This is a genomic window from Antrihabitans cavernicola, from assembly GCF_008297975.1.
GTDB classification, from domain to species: Bacteria; Actinomycetota; Actinomycetes; order Mycobacteriales; family Mycobacteriaceae; genus Antrihabitans; species Antrihabitans cavernicola.
The window spans coordinates 161,052-178,144 of record NZ_VLNY01000001.1; the positions used below are offsets into that span (position 1 = coordinate 161,052).

General features: G+C 63.3%; 20 protein-coding genes, 1 tRNA gene and 1 other RNA gene. 14 read left to right on the top strand and 8 right to left on the bottom strand.

The genetic code is table 11. The annotated features are described in order from the left end of the window. Positions 1–25: 25 nt before the first annotated feature. An RNA gene (gene ffs, locus FOY51_RS00795) (signal recognition particle sRNA small type) lies at positions 26–120 on the bottom strand. A gap of 60 nt (positions 121–180) precedes the next feature. Here ffs and FOY51_RS00800 point away from each other — a divergent pair. The 10 genes from FOY51_RS00800 (at position 181) to FOY51_RS00845 (ending at position 4,770) form a co-directional block, all read left to right on the top strand. Next, positions 181–268 (top strand) — tRNA-Ser (locus tag FOY51_RS00800). A 74-nt stretch (positions 269–342) separates the two neighbouring features. Continuing rightward, positions 343–642, top strand: a complete 300-nt coding sequence (locus tag FOY51_RS00805) for a WXG100 family type VII secretion target (protein ID WP_187776122.1) — start codon at positions 343–345, stop codon at positions 640–642. Beyond that, positions 639–929: a WXG100 family type VII secretion target gene (locus FOY51_RS27060; RefSeq protein ID WP_187776123.1), complete on the top strand. Its 291-nt coding sequence runs from the start codon at positions 639–641 to the stop codon at positions 927–929. The genes FOY51_RS00805 and FOY51_RS27060 overlap by 4 nt, the downstream gene beginning before the upstream one ends. Then, the gene (locus tag FOY51_RS00815) at positions 929–2,140 is read left to right on the top strand and encodes a colicin E3/pyocin S6 family cytotoxin (RefSeq protein ID WP_214633038.1); all 1,212 of its coding nucleotides are present in this window, start codon (positions 929–931) and stop codon (positions 2,138–2,140) included. The genes FOY51_RS27060 and FOY51_RS00815 overlap by 1 nt, the downstream gene beginning before the upstream one ends. A gap of 5 nt (positions 2,141–2,145) precedes the next feature. After that, positions 2,146–2,376 carry a DUF7683 domain-containing protein gene (locus tag FOY51_RS00820; RefSeq protein WP_149428313.1) on the top strand — a complete coding sequence of 77 codons (231 nt, stop codon included), beginning with the start codon at positions 2,146–2,148 and terminating at the stop codon, positions 2,374–2,376. Positions 2,377–2,543: 167 nt separating this feature from the next. Further along, positions 2,544–2,774 (top strand): DUF7683 domain-containing protein, encoded by a 231-nt coding sequence (locus tag FOY51_RS00825; RefSeq protein ID WP_149428314.1) that lies wholly within the window; start codon positions 2,544–2,546, stop codon positions 2,772–2,774. 195 nt (positions 2,775–2,969) lie between these two features. Further along, positions 2,970–3,200 carry a DUF4926 domain-containing protein gene (locus FOY51_RS00830; RefSeq protein ID WP_149428315.1) on the top strand — a complete coding sequence of 77 codons (231 nt, stop codon included), beginning with the start codon at positions 2,970–2,972 and terminating at the stop codon, positions 3,198–3,200. Between the two features lie 23 nt (positions 3,201–3,223). Then, on the top strand, positions 3,224–3,586 hold the full coding sequence (locus tag FOY51_RS00835; protein WP_187776124.1) for a YbaB/EbfC family nucleoid-associated protein: 363 nt from the start codon (positions 3,224–3,226) through the stop codon (positions 3,584–3,586). Between the two features lie 118 nt (positions 3,587–3,704). Then, positions 3,705–4,211, top strand: coding sequence for a DUF309 domain-containing protein (locus FOY51_RS00840; RefSeq protein WP_149428317.1), 507 nt, complete (start codon positions 3,705–3,707; stop codon positions 4,209–4,211). A 4-nt stretch (positions 4,212–4,215) separates the two neighbouring features. Further along, positions 4,216–4,770, top strand: a complete 555-nt coding sequence (locus FOY51_RS00845; protein ID WP_149428318.1) for a TIGR03086 family metal-binding protein — start codon at positions 4,216–4,218, stop codon at positions 4,768–4,770. On the opposite strand, the gene FOY51_RS00850 is transcribed toward FOY51_RS00845, so the two are convergent. Further along, entirely contained in the window at positions 4,749–5,381 is a 633-nt protein-coding gene (locus FOY51_RS00850) for a nitroreductase/quinone reductase family protein (RefSeq protein WP_235916015.1), read from the bottom strand. The genes FOY51_RS00845 and FOY51_RS00850 overlap by 22 nt on opposite strands. 20 nt (positions 5,382–5,401) lie before the next feature. On the opposite strand from FOY51_RS00850, the gene FOY51_RS00855 reads away from it, so the two are divergent. Both FOY51_RS00855 and gluQRS read left to right on the top strand, forming a co-directional pair. Continuing rightward, positions 5,402–5,977 carry a TetR/AcrR family transcriptional regulator gene (locus FOY51_RS00855; RefSeq protein WP_149428319.1) on the top strand — a complete coding sequence of 192 codons (576 nt, stop codon included), beginning with the start codon at positions 5,402–5,404 and terminating at the stop codon, positions 5,975–5,977. Further along, positions 5,970–6,854, top strand: coding sequence for a tRNA glutamyl-Q(34) synthetase GluQRS (gene gluQRS / locus FOY51_RS00860; protein ID WP_149428320.1), 885 nt, complete (start codon positions 5,970–5,972; stop codon positions 6,852–6,854). The genes FOY51_RS00855 and gluQRS overlap by 8 nt, the downstream gene beginning before the upstream one ends. Here gluQRS and FOY51_RS00865 read toward each other — a convergent pair. Beyond that, positions 6,851–7,315, bottom strand: coding sequence for a DUF4190 domain-containing protein (locus tag FOY51_RS00865; RefSeq protein WP_149428321.1), 465 nt, complete (start codon positions 7,313–7,315; stop codon positions 6,851–6,853). The two genes, gluQRS and FOY51_RS00865, sit on opposite strands and share 4 nt — an antisense overlap. Positions 7,316–7,380: 65 nt before the next feature. On the opposite strand from FOY51_RS00865, the gene FOY51_RS00870 reads away from it, so the two are divergent. Then, positions 7,381–8,127 carry a queuosine precursor transporter gene (locus tag FOY51_RS00870; RefSeq protein WP_149428322.1) on the top strand — a complete coding sequence of 249 codons (747 nt, stop codon included), beginning with the start codon at positions 7,381–7,383 and terminating at the stop codon, positions 8,125–8,127. Positions 8,128–8,171: 44 nt separating this feature from the next. Here FOY51_RS00870 and tgt read toward each other — a convergent pair whose 3' ends face one another. Genes tgt through FOY51_RS00885 form a run of 3 tightly spaced genes read right to left on the bottom strand, consistent with a single transcriptional unit; the run spans position 8,172 to position 13,026 of the window. Then, positions 8,172–9,356: a tRNA guanosine(34) transglycosylase Tgt gene (gene tgt, locus FOY51_RS00875; protein WP_149428323.1), complete on the bottom strand. Its 1,185-nt coding sequence runs from the start codon at positions 9,354–9,356 to the stop codon at positions 8,172–8,174. A gap of 29 nt (positions 9,357–9,385) precedes the next feature. Continuing rightward, a complete protein-coding gene (locus FOY51_RS00880; protein ID WP_290367866.1) occupies positions 9,386–11,296 on the bottom strand; it encodes an ABC transporter ATP-binding protein in 1,911 nt (636 codons plus the stop codon). Then, on the bottom strand, positions 11,293–13,026 hold the full coding sequence (locus FOY51_RS00885) for an ABC transporter ATP-binding protein (RefSeq protein WP_149428324.1): 1,734 nt from the start codon (positions 13,024–13,026) through the stop codon (positions 11,293–11,295). Before FOY51_RS00885 ends, FOY51_RS00880 begins: the two co-directional genes overlap by 4 nt. 118 nt (positions 13,027–13,144) lie before the next feature. Between FOY51_RS00885 and FOY51_RS00890 the strand changes: the two genes are divergently transcribed. Next, a complete protein-coding gene (locus FOY51_RS00890) occupies positions 13,145–14,005 on the top strand; it encodes an SMP-30/gluconolactonase/LRE family protein (RefSeq protein ID WP_149428325.1) in 861 nt (286 codons plus the stop codon). Positions 14,006–14,044: 39 nt separating this feature from the next. Here FOY51_RS00890 and FOY51_RS00895 read toward each other — a convergent pair whose 3' ends face one another. Then, a complete protein-coding gene (locus FOY51_RS00895) occupies positions 14,045–16,354 on the bottom strand; it encodes an MMPL family transporter (protein WP_149428326.1) in 2,310 nt (769 codons plus the stop codon). Positions 16,355–16,387: 33 nt separating this feature from the next. Continuing rightward, entirely contained in the window at positions 16,388–17,014 is a 627-nt protein-coding gene (locus FOY51_RS00900) for a TetR family transcriptional regulator (RefSeq protein ID WP_149428327.1), read from the bottom strand. Positions 17,015–17,093: the final 79 nt, after the last annotated feature.

Here is a 17,093-nt window from a genome sequence, read left to right on the forward strand (position 1 = left end):
TGCATTTTGCGGCGAAACCGCTGGATTAAGGGGACCCCGCGCACCCGGCAGAGCCCGTTGACCCTTGCTGCCTTCCGGCCCTGGGGGAGTTCACAGGATGCGCGCCGCGCGGGATCCATGGACGAGTGTAGCCGGACGCGATTTGCTGGGCGGTGGGGGTCGGCCGGTATGCTCACCCACGGAGGATTCGCCTAGTGGCCTATGGCGCTCGCCTGGAACGCGGGTTGGGTTAACGCCCTCAGGGGTTCAAATCCCCTATCCTCCGCCAGGAGATCGAGCCCCTGATCAGTGCAAAGCTGATCGGGGGCTCGACTCTTACCAATGCTTGCGCGAGGGGGCGTGATGCGTGGGAATCCACACCAGATCCATGCCACAGCAGACCGAACTGCGGCCCTGTCCGACGACTTCTGGAATGACGTCGAGACCCTCAGGCGCGACGCCGAACAACTGATGCAGTCCGATTGGACGGGCGATGCAGCGAACACGCACGCAGCATTGTGGGCGGAGTGGGTCGATTCGGCTCGCCAAGTCACCACCGCGTTGAGCAACGACGCCGGATTGCTGCACCAGGCTGCGGACAGCTATACCGCCACCGACGATGGGTCGGCCGACGCCATTTCCGACATTCGACTGGACATGTGAGGTCGCGCTACGTTGCGAATACCGATCAGATCCTTGCTTTCGTCGAGCGGGCGGCCCAGATCGGCCGGCAGATCGAGGAACGAATTGCCGAGGTCGAACGCGAAGTAGCTGCGCTGCAAGTGGACTGGGAAGGCAGCGCTGCGGACGCACATCGAGCCAACCACGAGACTTGGACTCGCGAGATGGGTGACATGCGGTCTGCTCTGTCCGAGCTGAGCAACGCGGCGAAGGGTGCCCACGATCGCTACGTAGCGAACGTCGAACACAACGTGGGGATGTGGCCGTAATGGCTCCGATCACGATGGATCCGGCGGTGCTCACTGGCGCAGCGACCCCGTACGGCACCGCCCAATCGGCGGGCGACGGTGTCATCAAGACCCTTGCCGGAGTCCTCGATGCAAACTGGGGCTGCGCCGGTTCGGACAGCGCTGGAAAGAAATGGGCCGACAGCTACGACCCGGCCGCCTTCGAAGCCGTTCGCGCGGGAACCAATATCACCAACTCGTTCGCCAAGATGCACGACCTTCTCGCGGCCACGTCGGTCAACCACTCGAACACAGAGAAGTCCAACAAGAATCCGCCCGAAGCACCGGACGCGGCACCGGCGCAGCTAGCAGCCGCCACGTTGCCCCCTTTCAAGGGCGCATTCGGCGGCGACACCGACGAGCCGTTCGGATGGAGTTTGGTCAGCAGCTGGCTTCAAGGACACACGTGGCCCAACGGCGATCCCGACAAACTGCGAGCACTCGGCACCGGTTGGCGAGCCGCAGCCAAGGGACTCCGAGACGCGAGCGCCGGGACGGGTCCGGCATGGTTGAGCCTCGAGGACATCGTCTCGGGTGAAATGCCACAGGTGCTTGCACAAATGGACTTGGTGTTCACAGACGTCGAGACCGTCGCCACCCAGTACGAAAGTCTGGCCGCTGCATGCGACGAATGGGCAGGCCAGATCGAGGATGCGCACCGCAAGATATTGCACATCCTTGCGGGCGCTCTCGGTGCGGGATTGATCATCGGCGGTATAGCCGGATTCTTCACCGCTGGGACGGGCGCCGTCGCTGCTGCCGGTGCAGCAGGAAGTGCTGCGGGGGCGAGCATCGTCACAGTGCTTATTGCTTTCGACGGGGCAGCCGCTGTTGCGGTCGGAGCAACCGCTGCTGCCGGGGTTGCAGCAGCCGGCGTCGCGACGGATTTGCAGCCTCTCCTCGAATCGACCCCAACGACGTTCAATGCGAATTCGGGCGGCGGTGGTGGCGACCATCATTACGTCACTCCACCAAAAGACCTCCCGGGGATTCCAGGGACACGCAATGCTCCTAAAGTCGGGCCACGATATCGGGCGCGATGGAAAGACAGCGACGGCAACTTATACGAATGGGACTACCAGCACGGCACTGTGGAGAAATACAGCAAAAACGACAAGCACCTCGGTGAGTACGACCCGAGCACCGGGACGCAGACTAAACCGCCGGTAGCCGGCCGCAAGCCAGGAAGGTAACGCTCATGTACCTGGAGGTATTCGACAGGGCGTCGGAACAACTCGTTAGTGACTACCTAATTGAGGGAATTGAACTCGCAGCATTAAAAGAATTGATTAAAATAGATCCAGCGATCGAGCAATATGGCTGCGACGTTTCCATCGACGACGTACCGATCATCGCTGCATACGTCAGCGATCCCGTCGTTGTAAACCTTGGCTTCCTTTACCAGATCGATTTCTACCGGGAGCAGTAGTTCATTTGGCAACACAAGGTGCACTGCGATCAGTCTTGATCGGCGAGTCGCACACGTACCGTTGAAAGATGCAGCAAAGCGGAAAGAACCAGGGCGTGTTCGATGCGAACACTGGCACACAAACCACCCAATCCAACACGTAAACCAGAGGGACGATAATGTGGTACTTGGAATCTTTCGACAGATCGACCAAACTCGGCATCGGTCAATTCTTGTTGCGCGGAATGGACGCTAGCACTCTGAAAAAGATTATCGACGTCGACGAAAGCGATTTCCCCGTCGAGTACGGCCAACATGATGTACCCGTAGACAAACTCGCCGCTTTTGCAGCCTTCATCGATGACGAAACAGTTCTGGAGCCTTCGCTCGATTACGAGGTGGCACTCCTCGCAGATTAGGTGACCGAAACATCAAAGTATCCAGTGTTCGCTGAGCTGGTTCGTTGGCTGCTCGACGAAAAGCGGGCCAACTTTGTGAACGAGCGCCCGTTAGCGGACATCGAAGCGTAGGAATGGAAGGCGATTCGCGGATACAAACCCGAATTCGAAAAGTCCGGGTGCGACCAAACGATCCAACACAGCCAATAGAGGACAATGCTTCACGAACACGACATCGTCGCACTCGTCCACGACATTCCCGCCGAAACAGGGACTCGATGGCCTGGCACGCCGAGTGGACCTCTGCACAGCGGACTGATCGGCGCGGTCGTAGCGGCTTACGGAGATGAGTCAAACCACGAATATGAAGTGGAATTCGTTGCTGCTGACGGCTCGACACTCGCATTGCTCACACTCGGCGACGCCGATATCAAGCTTGCCGAGTAATTCAAGCACCCACTGGAGGACTCGTGGACTACCTGGACGACTGGAACGCCGAGCAGCGCGAGTTGGCGATTAAGTGGCGGCGCAAGAATGCGGATCTGCGAACCGCACTTGCCGCCATCGAAGTCCGTACTACTTCACCCAATGGCGAAATAGGCGTAACGGTCGATGGACAGGGCAACGTCACGAACGTCCGGCTGACCCCACAAGGACTGCGCGTCGGCGACGCACGACTCAGCCAGGTAATGCTCGAGACGATCCAACGTGCACAAGGCGAAGCACGTCGCAAAGCGGACGAAGCTGCTCGCCCCTATACGAGCGATCCAGACGCAGTCACTGCCAAGAAGGCTCTGCATGATTTGCTCGGGAACCCGCCGGCCGACGAATAGTGGCTAGAGCGAGTGCGAGGGTTTCCGCACTCGCGATGGGTGAACGGCACGTTCGTTGCGTTCAGCCGAACGAACGGTACATTCACTCCGCCAAAGCGGGCGGTGGGAGGATCGGGCGATGGCGGACATCGAGCGGGATCGCGATGAGGATGGCCGCGCGCGCAATTCCCGCCCCCGCGACGAACTCGGCAGACCGCTGCCGATGGGCAGCGTCGGCGTCGAACGGATACCCGAAGACCTCGATCTGCCGCCCGCCGAATCGCTGGCCTGGGCGCAGGACCTGCTCGATCGCGGGCTGGCATTCAACGCTCACGAAGTGCTCGAAGGAGCATGGAAGAGCTGTCCCGACGACGAGCGCGCGCTGTGGCAGGGACTCGCGCAACTGGCCGTCGGCATCACCCACATCCAGCGCGGCAACCCCAAGGGCGCATTGACGCTGCTGGAACGCGCAGCCAAACGCATCGGGTCCTCGGCGCCCTACGACATCGACGCGAAGGGCCTGGTCACCTACGCCGACGGCCTGATCACCGACCTGACGAGCGGCAGTACGCCCTCCCCCGACGACCTGAAGCCCCGACTTGTCCGAAACCTTCAATCCGCCGACCCGCCTACCGAGGAAAGTTGACGGCATGAATACAACAGAAATCGCTGATCGCTACCGTCGCCTCGCAACCGGATTCTCGGAGCGCGTCGCCGCCGTTCCCGCCGACAGCTGGGACGCCCAGTCGCCCTGCTCGGAATGGACAGCGCGCGAAGTCCTGCGACACGTGGTCGACGGCCAACTGGAATTCCCCAGCAAGGTCGGCATCGAGCTACCGAAAGGCCCGTCCGTCGACGACGATCCGGTTGCCGCCTGGGAGTACACCCGCACGACCATTCAGGCCATCCTCGACGACCCAGCCAAATCGGAGATCGAGTACGACGGCGGCATGGGCAAGAGCACCCTCGGCGCCAGTATCGGCTCGTTCTTCTGCGTCGACCTGGTAGTCCACGGCTGGGACATCGCCCGCGCCACCGGCGGCGACGAGACCATCCCACCCGACGACATCGCGTTCGTCTCCAATTTCATCGAGGGGATCGCCGACATGATGCGCGGTCCTGGAGCGTTCGGACCCGAGGTCGAGACCACGGCCGACGCCGACGACCAGACCAAGTTGCTCGCCTACCTCGGTCGCAGCGTCTGAAGGTCGACGCGAACAGCGACCAGATCGGTACCGAGAGTTCGCACCGTGATCGCGTTCAGCCATCGCAGCGGATGCCATCCGCACAGCTCTCGCTGCCGCCGCAACGGGTCGTCGGAAGTCATCGTTGCGACGCCGTCGACCCAGACGAACCGCAGGCCGCGTCGCAGCTTCACCCGAACATGCGGATCGGCGATCAGATTCCGTACGTAACCGGCATCGATACCGTGCTCGGCGACGATCCAGAAAGTGTTGCCGCACAGCCCGTTTCCGACTGGAATACGACGCGGCAGCCCCGACTTACGTCCCGTCGTCTCGAGCAATGCGTAACCGAACGGTACGACGCCGATCCGAAACAACGCACCCACGATCGGATTCACCACCGCCCGCTGCACCGCGGCAACCACCGCACGCTTGAGGTCCGGCCGCACAACGGTAAGCACGACATTCGCGACCAGCAGCGCCGAGACAACCATCGGCTGCACCGGCGAATTGCCCGCCGTCGGATCGATCCGCCACAGCAGCCATGACAGGACTGCTGCGCCGATCGAGCCCGTCACGACCGCCCGACGGCGAACACTGCTCAAGGTTTCCATACGATCGTATTGTTCCATACGAGTGTATTGTTCGCCAGGTGAGCACGCGGAAATATTCGTCGACCAGCAGGGAGCAGCTGGCCGAGTCCCTCTTCGATATTGCCGCCACGCGAGGGCTCGACGCGGCCAGCGTGCGCGAAGTCGCCACGGGCGCAGGCGTTTCCATCGGCGCGGTGCAACACCACTTCGCCACCAAGGACGACATGTTCCTGTTCGCCTTCACCCACGTGGTCGATCGGGTGCGGGCACGCATCGACACCGGGAACAGCACCGGCACGCTCACAGACCGTCTCACGGACGCCCTGTCTCAGCTGCTGCCACTCGACGACGAACGCGATCGCGAAGCCCGGGTGATGACCGCCTTCGCGGTTCGGGCAGCGAATTCCGACACGCTCGGCAGCGTCCAACGCGACACACTGGCGGCCATCCGAGCCGAGCTCACCGACATCCTGCGCGCTGCGCGCATTGCGAAGCCAGAGCTGCGCGCCACATTGCTGCTGGCCATTGTCGATGGGCTGACGCTCGACGCACTCAGCAGTTCCGGTCTCTACGACGCCGCGCAACTGACCGACGCGCTCACCGAGCAGATTCGGCTGGTGATCGGAAATGACTGACGGCGCAGGACGGTTCGCACCCAGCCCATCCGGCGAACTCCACCTCGGCAACCTGCGAACCGCGCTCCTGGCCTGGCTGTTCGCCCGGTCGACCGATCGCGCGTTTCTCATGCGCGTCGAGGATCTCGACCGGGTACGACCGGGAGCGGAAGCCACCCAGCTATCCGACCTCGCTGCGATCAGGCTGGACTGGGACGGGGACGTAGTCCACCAGTCGCAGCGGATCCCGCTGTACGACAGGGTGATCCAGGATCTCACCGACGCCGGTCGCACCTACGAATGCTTCTGCACTCGAAAGGAAATCCTGAACGCCGCCTCGGCACCGCACGCTCCTCAGGGTGCGTATCCGGGAACCTGCCGGGACCTGACGCCGAACCAACGAGCCGAAAGGCGCAGCACAGGTAGGGATCCCGCGATCAGGCTGCGCGCGGACGTCGTGGAGTTCACCGTCACCGACACCCTGCTGGGCGACTACACCGGTGTCGTCGACGATCTCGTCCTCCGCCGCTCCGACGGGATTCCTGCCTACAACCTTGCCGTCGTCGTCGACGACGGCGCCCAAGGTATCGATCAGGTGGTCCGCGGCGACGACCTGCTGTCGTCGAGTCCCCGACAGGCCTACCTCGCGACGCTACTGAACATTCCGATCCCTCACTACGCTCATGTGCCGCTCGCGCTGAATACCGACGGCAAGCGACTCGCCAAACGCGACGGTGCCGTCACGCTGGCCGATCAGCTCGCGCAGGGCAACACCGCCGTCGACGTACTGAAGATGCTGGCGCAATCGCTCTGCCTGCAAGGCGATTCACCGCACGACCTGCTCGCGTCGTTCGATCCGACTGCGCTGCCGCGAGAACCGTGGATCGTGCGCGGCTAGTTGGCGAACGCTCCTGCCGCAGCGGCGATGATCACCACGATCACGATCGCGGCCACCGCAACACCGCCGATCGCCACGCCGGCGATCGCCATCCCCTTGCCTTGCTCCCCCGTGGTCTTGATCTGACCGAGGGCGATCACACCGAGCACGATCCCCACGATGAATCCGACCCCGCACAGCAGGCCGGCAATGGACGCGATCAGCGAACCGATGGCAAGGCCGTTGGTACCTACCGGTTGCGGGTAGCCCCCGTAGCCATAGCCGTACTGCTGTTGCGGATAGGGCGGAACCGAGTATCCGCCGGGCTGCTGGTAGCTGGGCTGTTGATAACCCTGCTGCTCAAAACCCGGCTGTTGATACCCACCCGGCTGTTGATACTGACCCTGATACGGCGGAATCGGGCCCGATTCGCCGCCGGGGTGGGCCGGATATTGGCTGTACGGATCGTCCGGATTGGTCATGCCTGCAAGCGTAAAGCAGCCGCCACCGCGTCGGCGCGGGGAGCAGACCTGCTTGGATGTAGCGCGTGACAGAGTCGAAAGAGTTGGAAGACAGGACCGAACAGGCTGCGTACGCGCACATCGGTCGGGGCTATTACCCGGCGATCGTGTCGCTGTTCACCGCCACGTTGCTGATCTCGAACGTGTGCGCCACCAAGGGCGTGGCATTTCTCGGCGGCTTCGACGTGTCGCTCGGACCACTGCAGGTCCTGCCCATCAACACCGACGGCGCGTTCTTCCTCTTTCCCCTCGCTTACGTATGCGGCGACGTCCTCAGCGAGGTGTACGGCTTCAAGGCAACCCAACGCGCCATCTACCTGGGCTTCGGCGCGCTACTTATGGGCGCATTCTGCTTCTGGATTGCGACCGAACTGCCGTCCGCGCAGTTCTACGACAATCAACCGGCGTTCCAGTCGGTGGTCGGCGTGGTGCCTCGTCTCGTCACGGCGGGTTTGGTGGCGTATCTGGTCGGCCAGCTGCTCAACTCCAAGACGTTGGTGCTGATCAAGGAACGCACAGCGGAGAAGCACCTGTGGATGCGACTGGTCGGTTCGACGGTCGTCGGCGAGTTCGCGGACACGCTGATCTTCTGCTCGATCGCTGCCGGTGCCATCGGCATCAGCACCTGGCGCGATTTCGTGAACTACGTGATCGTCGGCTTCGTCTGGAAGACCCTCGTCGAGGTGATGGTCATGCCGATCACCTACCGAGTCATCGCCTACATCAAGAAGCGCGAACCAACGTATGCGCCGCCGGCGCAGGTGAGCGCTTAATTGGTCCAGGCACCAACTAAACGCTCACCTGTGGCATAGCCGCACTAGTAGAAGCGCGCTAGCGTCTCTCGTTCCAGCTCGTCGAAGTAACCGCCGTCGATGCTGTCGCGAATCTGATCGACCAGGCGAATCGTGAAGCGCTCGTTGTGAATCGTGCACAACGTGGACGCCAGCATCTCCTTCGCCTTGAACAGGTGGTGGATGTAAGCCCTGGTGTAGTGGGCGCACGTATAGCAGTCGCACTTGTCGTCGATAGGCGTGAAATCGCGGCGGAAACGGCTGACGTTGATGTTGAAGCGACCGTCCGGCGTGTAGATCGCGGCGTTGCGCGCGACGCGTGACGGGTTGACGCAGTCGAAGGTGTCGGCACCGTTGGCGACTGCGGTGAACAGGTCGTCGGGCTCGCTGATGCCGAGCAGGTGCCGCGGTTTGTGGTCCGGCAGTTCGTCGCTGCACCAGCCGACGATGGTGCCGAGGTTCTGCTTCTCCAGCGCACCGCCGATCCCGTAGCCGTCGAAACCGCTACCACCCGGCCCCACAATGGATTCCAGCCCCCGACACGCCTGCCGACGCAAGTCCTCGTACTGCGCGCCCTGGATCACGCCGAACAGCGCCTGATACGGCCGATGCGTTCGCTCCGCCGTCAGCCGCTCGTGTTCGGCGACGCAGCGCACCGCCCACTCGTGCGTCCGCTGCAGCGAACTCTCCTGGTACTCACGGGTGTTGAGCAATGTGGTGAGCTCATCGAACGCGAAGATGATGTCCGCACCAAGCCGATGCTGGATCTGCATCGATATCTCTGGTGTGAAGCGATGTTTCGATCCGTCGAGATGCGACTTGAACGTGACACCGTCGTCGTCGACCTTCGCCAGCCGCTCTTTGCCTTTCGCGATCACGTCGTCGTTGCGCACGCCGACCGACTCCATCGACAGCACCTTCTTGAACCCGACGCCCAGGCTCATCACCTGAAAGCCGCCGCTGTCGGTGAAGGTGGGTCCGGGCCAGTTCATGAATGTGCTGAGCCCGCCTGCCTCGTCCACGATGTCCGAGCCCGGCTGCAGGTAGAGGTGATAGGCATTGGCCAGCAGTGCTTGGCCGCCAATCTCTTTCATCGTCTCCGGCAGGACAGCCTTGACGGTGGCCTTCGTACCGACGGGAATGAACGCGGGCGTCCGAATCTCGCCGTGCGGGGTGCGTAGCACGCCGGTGCGACCGCGTGCGCCGGGCATAGATGTGCCAACCTCGAACAACGGCAGGGTCACGCGCCAGCGCTCTCGAATTGGCTGTTGTAGAGCCGGTAGTACGCGCCATCAGCTGCGAGCAACTGCGCATGCGTGCCCTTCTCGACAATCCGCCCGTGCTCCATCACCACGATCAGGTCGGCGTCGCGAATCGTGGAAAGCCGATGCGCGATAACGAAACTGGTGCGGTTGCTACGCAGGGCGGCGGTGGCATGCTGCACCAGCAATTCGGTGCGGGTGTCGACGGAACTGGTTGCCTCGTCGAGGATCAGGATCGAAGGCTTCGACAGGAACGCGCGCGCAATGGTGATCAACTGCTTCTCGCCTGCGCTGACGCCCGAACCCTCTTCGTCGATCACCGTCTCGTAGCCCAGCGGCAACGAGTGCGCGAACCTGTCGACGTACGCCGCCCGCGCCGCCTCCATGATTTCCGCTTCGGTCGCCTGCGGATTGCCGTACGCGATGTTCTCGCGAATGGTTCCGCCGAACAACCAGGTGTCCTGCAACACCATGCCGATTCGGGAGCGCAGGTGATCGCGGCTCATCGACGCGATGTCGACGCCGTCGATCATGATCGCGCCCGAATCCACCTCGTAGAATCGCATGATCAGGTTCACCAGCGTGGTCTTGCCCGCCCCGGTGGGCCCGACGATCGCCACCAGTTGACCCGGCCTCGCCACCAACGACAGGTCCTCGATCAACGGCGTCGCTTCCTCGTAGCGGAACGACACATTCTCGAACTCCACCTCGCCGCGGTCGACGGCGGGCCGCATCTCCTCGGCGGGGTCCGACGACTGCTCGTCGGCATCGAGAATCTCGAAGATCCGTTCTGCGGACGCCACACCCGACTGCAGCAGGTTCGCCATCGCACCGATCTGCGTGAGCGGCTGGGTGAATCCGCGCGAGTACATGATGAACGCCTGCACCTCACCGAGACTCAGTGAACCCGACGCCACCCGCAAGCCGCCGACAACAGCGATCAGCACGTAGTTCAGGTTTCCCAGGAACATGATCGCGGGCATGATCATGCCGGAGATGAACTGCGCCCGATAGCTCGCTTGGAACAGTTGCTCGTTGCGTTCGTCGAACGAATCCTCGACCTCTTTGCTGCGGCCGAATGCCTTCACCAGCTCGTGCCCGGTGTAGGCCTCTTCGACCTGAGCGTTCAGCGCGCCGGTGTGCTTCCACTGGTCGACGAAGTGCGGCTTGGATCGTTTCGCGATCTGCGCCGTCACCCAAATGGCAGCGGGCACAGTCAGAATCGCGATCAACGCCAGCAGCGGCGAGATCCACAACATCATGATCAGGATGCCGAGCACCGAGAACACCGACATCATCAGCTGACTCATCGTCTGCTGAAGGCTTTGTGAGACGTTGTCGACGTCGTTGGTGACACGGCTCAGCAGATCGCCGCGGGCGTTCTTGTCGAAGTAGCTCAGCGGCAACCGGTGAATCTTGTCTTCGACGTCGCTACGCAGCCGCTTGACGGTCCGCTGGATCACCATGTTCAGCAGGTAGCCCTGCAGCCACTGGAACAGGCCCGCACCCACATACAGCGCCAGTACCAGCAGCAGCACGCGGCCGACCGCACCGAAGTCGATGCCGAGACCGGGCACTACGTTCATGCCGGACAGCATGTCGGCGATGGTGCCCTGCCCGTTGGCACGCAGGCCTGCGATCGCCTGTTCCTTCGTCACGCCCGGCTGCAGTTGCTTGCCGATGACGCCGTCGAAGATCAGGTTGGTGGCCTTGCCGAGAATGTTCGGGCCGAGTGTGGTCAGGACCACGCTGGTGATCGCGAGCGTGACGATCAGCGCGATCGACAACCGCTCCGGGACCAACCGGGTGAGCAGCCGCTTGAGCGACGGCTTGAACGATTTCGGCTTGGTGCCCGGCGCTCCTGGCGCCTGCATGCCCGGGCGCGTCATCGGGCATCCTCCGCGGCCAGCTGCGAGTCGACGATCTCCGCGTACGTCGGGCATTCGACGAGCAGTCGCTCGTGCCTGCCGGACCCGACCACCGCACCGTCGTCTAGCACCAGAATCCGATCCGCATCACGAATGGTGGAAATGCGCTGCGCGACGATGATGACGCACGCGTCGGTGGTGACCGGTCGTAGCGCCTCGCGTAGTCGCGCGTCGGTGGCGAGGTCGAGTGCGGAGAACGAGTCGTCGAACAGGTAGATCTGCGGCCGCTTGACCAAAGCGCGCGCAATGGCGAGGCGTTGCCGCTGGCCGCCGGAGACCGTCGTTCCGCCCTGCGCGACGGCGGTGTCGAGGCCGTCGGGCATTTCCCTGACGAAGTCGGCGGCCTGGGCGATCTCGAGACATCGCCACAGCTCGTCGTCGGTGGCGTCCGGGTTGCCGTAGCGCAGGTTGGTCGCGACGGTTCCGGAGAACAGATACGGCCGCTGGGGAACCAGCCCGATTTGGGATCTGAGCAGGTCGGGATCGAGATTGCGCACATCGGTTTCGCCGACGTAGACAACGCCGTCGGTGACGTCGATGAGCCGTGGAATGAGGTTGAGCAGCGTGGATTTTCCGGAGCCGGTGGATCCGACGATCGCCGTTGTCTCGCCGGGAGCGGCGGTGAAACTGACCGACCGCAGCACCGGCTCGTCGGCGCCGGGGTAGGCGAACTCCGCGAACGACATCTCGATGTTGCCCGGGTTCGATCGGAACGGCTCAGGCCGCGGTGGCGGCACCACCGACGATTCGGTGTCGAGCACCTCGCCGATGCGCTCGGCGCAGACCGACGCGCGCGGCACCATCATTGCCATGAAGCTCGCCATCATCACCGACATCAGGATCTGCATGATGTAGCTCAACATCGCGGTGAGCGAGCCGATCTGCATGGTGCCGTCGTTGATCTCGTGTCCGCCGAACCACAGCACCGCAACACTGGTGACGTTGGAAATGAACATCACCGTCGGGAACATCAACGCCATCAGCTTGCCGACGCTCAACGCGGATTCGGTCAACTGGGTGTTGGCAACGCCGAAGCGCCACATCTCGTGCCGTTCCCGGACGAACGCGCGGACGACGCGGATGCCGGTGATCTGCTCGCGCAGCACGCGGTTGACGGCGTCGATTCTGGTTTGCATCGCGCGGAATCCCGGCACCATCTTCGCGATGATGAGGCCCATCGCCAGCGCGAGCGCGGGTACGGCGACCAGGAGGATCCACGACAGACCGAGGTCTTGGCGCACCGCCATGATGATGCCGCCGACGCACATGATCGGGGCCATTACCAAGATGGTGCAGCTCATCACGATCAGCAGCTGCACCTGCTGCACGTCGTTGGTGTTGCGGGTGATCAGCGACGGCGCACCGAACTTGCCGACTTCGCGAGCCGAGAACGTGCCGACGCGATGAAGCACGGCACCGCGCATGTCGCGGCCGGCCGCCATCGCGGCGCGCGCACCGAGGAACACCGAGCTGACCGAGCAAACGATCTGCACACCCGAGACCAGCAGCATCGTGAAGCCGGTGGTCCAGATGTAGCCGATATCGCCCTTGGTGACGCCGTTGTCGATGATGTCGGCGTTGAGGCTCGGCAGGTAGAGGGCAGCGATCACGGAGATCAGCTGCAGCACAACGACCCCCACCAAGTCGCGGCGATAGGGGTAAAGGTAAGTGCGAAGCAGTCGAATCAACATACTGCCTGGAAGGTTACCGGCTCTCACGTCTTCGCGTCGCCAGCATTTATCGGGGCACGTCGAAGTCGAGCCCTCAGCTTCGACGTTTCGGTCATAGCCCACCGAACAAGGAGTTCCGATGCAGACATTGATGACGAACCTGGGACTGGTCGAGTCGCCGCGCTGGCACCAGGATCGGCTGTGGTTTGCCGATTGGATTGCCGGCGAGATCATCGCGATCGACGCCGCCGGCGAGCACGAGGTGCAGATCCGACATCGGTCGTTGCCGCTGTGCTTCGACTTTCTGCCCGACGGCACACCGCTGGTCGTATCCGGTCCGGAGAATGCCCTGCTGCGTGCGGCGCCGGACGGTTCGCTGACGCAGTACGCCGATCTGTCCGCGTTCTCCACCTTCGGCGGCGGCAACGACATCGTGATCGACGGCCGTGGCAACGCCTACGTCAACAACCCCAACTACGACGTGATGGCCGGTGAACCCGTCGGCGCGACCGCACCCGGGTTCGTTTCTCTTGTCACCCCGGACGGTGTCGCCAGGGTGGTCGCCGACGACCTGTCGTTTCCGAACGGAATGGCCGTGACCGCGGACAATTCGACGTTGATCGTTGCCGAATCGCATCGAAACCGGTTGGCGGCGTTCGACATTGCCGCCGACGGTTCGTTGTCGCGTCGTCGGGTGTGGGCCGATCTCGGCACGGGTGCGCCGGACGGAATCTGCCTCGACGACGAAAACGCGGTCTGGTACGCCGACGTGCCGAACAAGCGGTGCGTTCGGGTGCGGGAAGGCGGCGAGGTTGCAGACACCGTCGAGATCGATCGCGGTGCGTTCGCCTGCATGCTCGGCGGCGGCGACGGGAAGACGCTGTTCATCGTCGCGGCCCAGTGGGCAGGAATGTCGTCGATGGCGGGCGATGTGCCGTGGAACGGCCAGGTGCTCAGCACCCGGGCGCAGGTAGGGCGCTCGACGCCGAAGCGCGGCTGAGGAGTCCAGGACTCCCCAACCGCGCTCTGGCGTTTCGGTCTAGCTGACCGGCTGCAGTTCCTTGCGCTCGTCGTTCGGGAGCGAACGCTCGAGCTTCTTGCCCTCGATGTCGACGTTCGGGAGGATCCGGTCCAGCCACTTCGGCAGGTACCAGGCCTTGTCTCCCAGCAGCGCCATCACCGACGGGATGACAACCATGCGGACGATGAAGGCGTCGAAGAACACCGCGACCGCGAGGGCGAAGCCCATGGCCTTGATGAACGTGCCCGGCTCGGCGATGAAGGCCGCGAACACCGACATCATGATGATCGCCGCGGCGGTCACAACGCGGGCACCGTGGCTGAACCCGGCGATCACCGCGTCCTTTGCCGAAGCACCGTGGGTGTATTCCTCACGCATCCGGGTCACCAGGAACACCTGGTAGTCCATCGCGAGTCCGAACACCACGCCGATCAGGAACACCGGCATGAAGCTGACGATCGGACCCGGGTTGGAGATGATCCCCAACCAGCCTTCCTGGAAGATCGCGACCGTGGCACCGAACGTGGCGGCAACGCTGAGCAGGAAGCCCAGAGTGGCTGTCAGCGGCACCAGCACGGAGCGGAACACCAGCATCAGCAACAGGAACGCCAACCCGACCACGACGGCGAGGTACGGAATCAGTGCCTTCGAGAGGCTGTTGGACACGTCGCTCTCCAACGCTGTCTGACCCGTGACGCCGTAGTTGACGCCGGTCTGCGCGTTCAGCCCCGCCTCGGCACCGCGGATGTTGTCCACGAGCGCCTTGGTCTCGTCACTGCTCGGCGAACTCTTCGGCGTCACCAAGACCTGCGCGGTGTCGCCTGCCTGGTTCACGCCTGCGATCTGCGCGTTCACCACGTCGGGCTGACTGGAGATGGACTTGACCACATCGTCGAACGCCTGTTGCGGTGCGACCTTCGCATCCTTGGCGTCGACCACCACCAGCAGCGGGCCGTTCTTGCCGGGACCGAAGCCGTCGCCGACCATGTCGTAGGCCTGACGCGAACTGGTGGCCGGATCGGCTGTGCCGTCGTTCGGCAATGCCAGCGACAGGTTGGTCGCCGGTATCGCCAGCACACCGAGCAGCAGCACGCCGCCGATCAGCGTGTACGCCGGCTTGCGGGTGACGAATGCGATGTAGCGCTGCGCCGCCGACTGCTTGCCCGGCTTCGGCTCCCGCGACTTCAGGAACGGGATCTTACCCGCGAACGCCTTGCGTCCGAACAGCCCCAGGATCGCGGGCAGCAGGGTCAGGGCGATCGAAACGGCGATGAACACCGTGAACGCTGCGGCTGCACCCATGTCCGTGAGGAACGGGATGCCGACGACGCGCAGTGCAAGCAACGCGATGATCACGGTCAAGCCTGCGAAGACGACGGCGGAACCTGCGGTACCCACCGCACGACCTGCCGCTTCTTCACGGTCGCCGGTCACCTCGATCTCGTGGCGATAGCGCGAGACGATGAACAGCGAGTAGTCGATCGCGACGGCCAAGCCGATCATGATCGCGAGGGTGGGCGTCATCGAACTCAGTTCGGTGAAGCCGGTTGCGATCGTGATGCCGAGGCTGCCGATCATGATGCCGATGATCGCGGTGATCAGCGGAAGTCCCGCTGCCACAAGCGAACCGAAGGTGATCATCAGTACGACGGCGGCAACACCGATGCCGACCAGTTCGGTGGCACCACCCGGAGGCTGCTGATCCGATGCGGCGGTTCCGCTGATCTGCACGTTCAGTCCGGCGTCGCGGCCTGCCTGCGCGGCATGGTCGATCGAGCTGCGCAGCGCATCCGTGACATCGGCTTGATCGCCGTCGAACGGCACCTGCACGTAGCCGACGGTCTTGTCCTTGCTCAGCGGCGACATCGCCGCGGCATTGGCAAGCGCGGTCTCCTGCGAGGTGCCCTTCTCAGTGGCCGACTTGACGGCTGCGTCGGTCAGCTTCTGGTTGGCGACGATCGGGTCGGCCAGCGCACCCTCGGCCTTGGCCGCCGCCTTCACCTGCGGGATCTGACGAACCTGCTCCAGAACGGCGTCCATCGCGGCCTTGTTCTGCGGCTGATCGAGCGTCTGCCCGGCGGGAGCCTGGAAGACGTAGCGGGCGCTCAGCGAGTTCATCGGATCGTCGGCCTGGGCGGGGAACCGCTCGGCCATCAGGTCCTGCGCCTGCTGCGCGGGTGTTCCCGGAATGGAGAACGACTCGCTGGTCGGTCCGGCCAGCGTTGCCGCGCCGACGCCGACCAAAATCATCAGCGCCAACCAGCCGGCAAGCACCACGCCTTTTCGCCGGTAGGCAAACTTGCCTATTCGGTACAGATAGGTAGCCACGATTCTCCTCGTTCGCTCTGTGTGATCCGTGAATCAGTTCTTGGGTTGGGGAAGGCTCTGTACTTGAGGAAGGCCGGAGCGAAGCTGGTCGAAGGCTTCGGTCATCAGTTCCTGCGGTGTGCGACCGGCGACGTTGCCGCTGAGCGCGAGTTCCAGCACGGTCTTCACCGCTCCCCCGACCGCCACCATCAGCAGGTTCGGGAAAAGGTCGATGTCGATGTCGGTGCCGGTGCGTGCGGCGATGGCCTCACCGAACGTGCGGTTGACGTTGTCGTGCATCTGCAGCTTCTTGGCCATCAGTGCCGGCGACTCTTCGATGAGCTGCGATACCGCCCGCATCTCCTCGAGGGAGCGTTCCGGGTCGGACACGATGCCCATGGCCAGGTGTTGCAGCGAGTCCCAGATGGGCTCGCCCTCGGGACGCGCCCTTAGCAGTTCCACCCATTCCTGAACCGACGATTCGACCTGGGACAGGACCGCGTCCTCTTTCGACGCGAAGTAGTTGTGGAACGTGCGAGTCGAAACTCCCGCCTCGGAGGCGATCGCTTCGGCTGTCACCGATTCGAACCCACGCTGCGCGGACAGCCGGACGGCTGCCTCGCTCAGTGCGGCTCGCGTTGCTGCCTTCTTGCGGTCGCGAAGGCCGGATTCAGTAATCACCTGAGCAACGCTACGGAACTTGCAGAGTTCTGCAAGATTGCAGACGAATGCAACATTGTGTGTTTGGTTACACCCACTG

Bases quoted from the DNA above. Each gene is read 5' to 3' on its own strand.
- FOY51_RS00805 (WP_187776122.1), top strand. From the start codon at position 343: ATGCGTGGGAATCCACACCAGATCCATGCCACAGCAGACCGAACTGCG.
- FOY51_RS00815 (WP_214633038.1), top strand. From the start codon at position 929: ATGGCTCCGATCACGATGGATCCGGCGGTGCTCACTGGCGCAGCGACC.
- FOY51_RS00820 (WP_149428313.1), top strand. From the start codon at position 2,146: ATGTACCTGGAGGTATTCGACAGGGCGTCGGAACAACTCGTTAGTGAC.
- FOY51_RS00830 (WP_149428315.1), top strand. From the start codon at position 2,970: ATGCTTCACGAACACGACATCGTCGCACTCGTCCACGACATTCCCGCC.
- FOY51_RS00840 (WP_149428317.1), top strand. From the start codon at position 3,705: ATGGCGGACATCGAGCGGGATCGCGATGAGGATGGCCGCGCGCGCAAT.
- FOY51_RS00845 (WP_149428318.1), top strand. From the start codon at position 4,216: ATGAATACAACAGAAATCGCTGATCGCTACCGTCGCCTCGCAACCGGA.
- FOY51_RS00850 (WP_235916015.1), bottom strand. From the start codon at position 5,381: ATGGAACAATACGATCGTATGGAAACCTTGAGCAGTGTTCGCCGTCGG.
- gluQRS (WP_149428320.1), top strand. From the start codon at position 5,970: ATGACTGACGGCGCAGGACGGTTCGCACCCAGCCCATCCGGCGAACTC.
- FOY51_RS00865 (WP_149428321.1), bottom strand. From the start codon at position 7,315: ATGACCAATCCGGACGATCCGTACAGCCAATATCCGGCCCACCCCGGC.
- tgt (WP_149428323.1), bottom strand. From the start codon at position 9,356: ATGCCCGGCGCACGCGGTCGCACCGGCGTGCTACGCACCCCGCACGGC.
- FOY51_RS00880 (WP_290367866.1), bottom strand. From the start codon at position 11,296: ATGACGCGCCCGGGCATGCAGGCGCCAGGAGCGCCGGGCACCAAGCCG.
- FOY51_RS00885 (WP_149428324.1), bottom strand. From the start codon at position 13,026: ATGTTGATTCGACTGCTTCGCACTTACCTTTACCCCTATCGCCGCGAC.
- FOY51_RS00890 (WP_149428325.1), top strand. From the start codon at position 13,145: ATGCAGACATTGATGACGAACCTGGGACTGGTCGAGTCGCCGCGCTGG.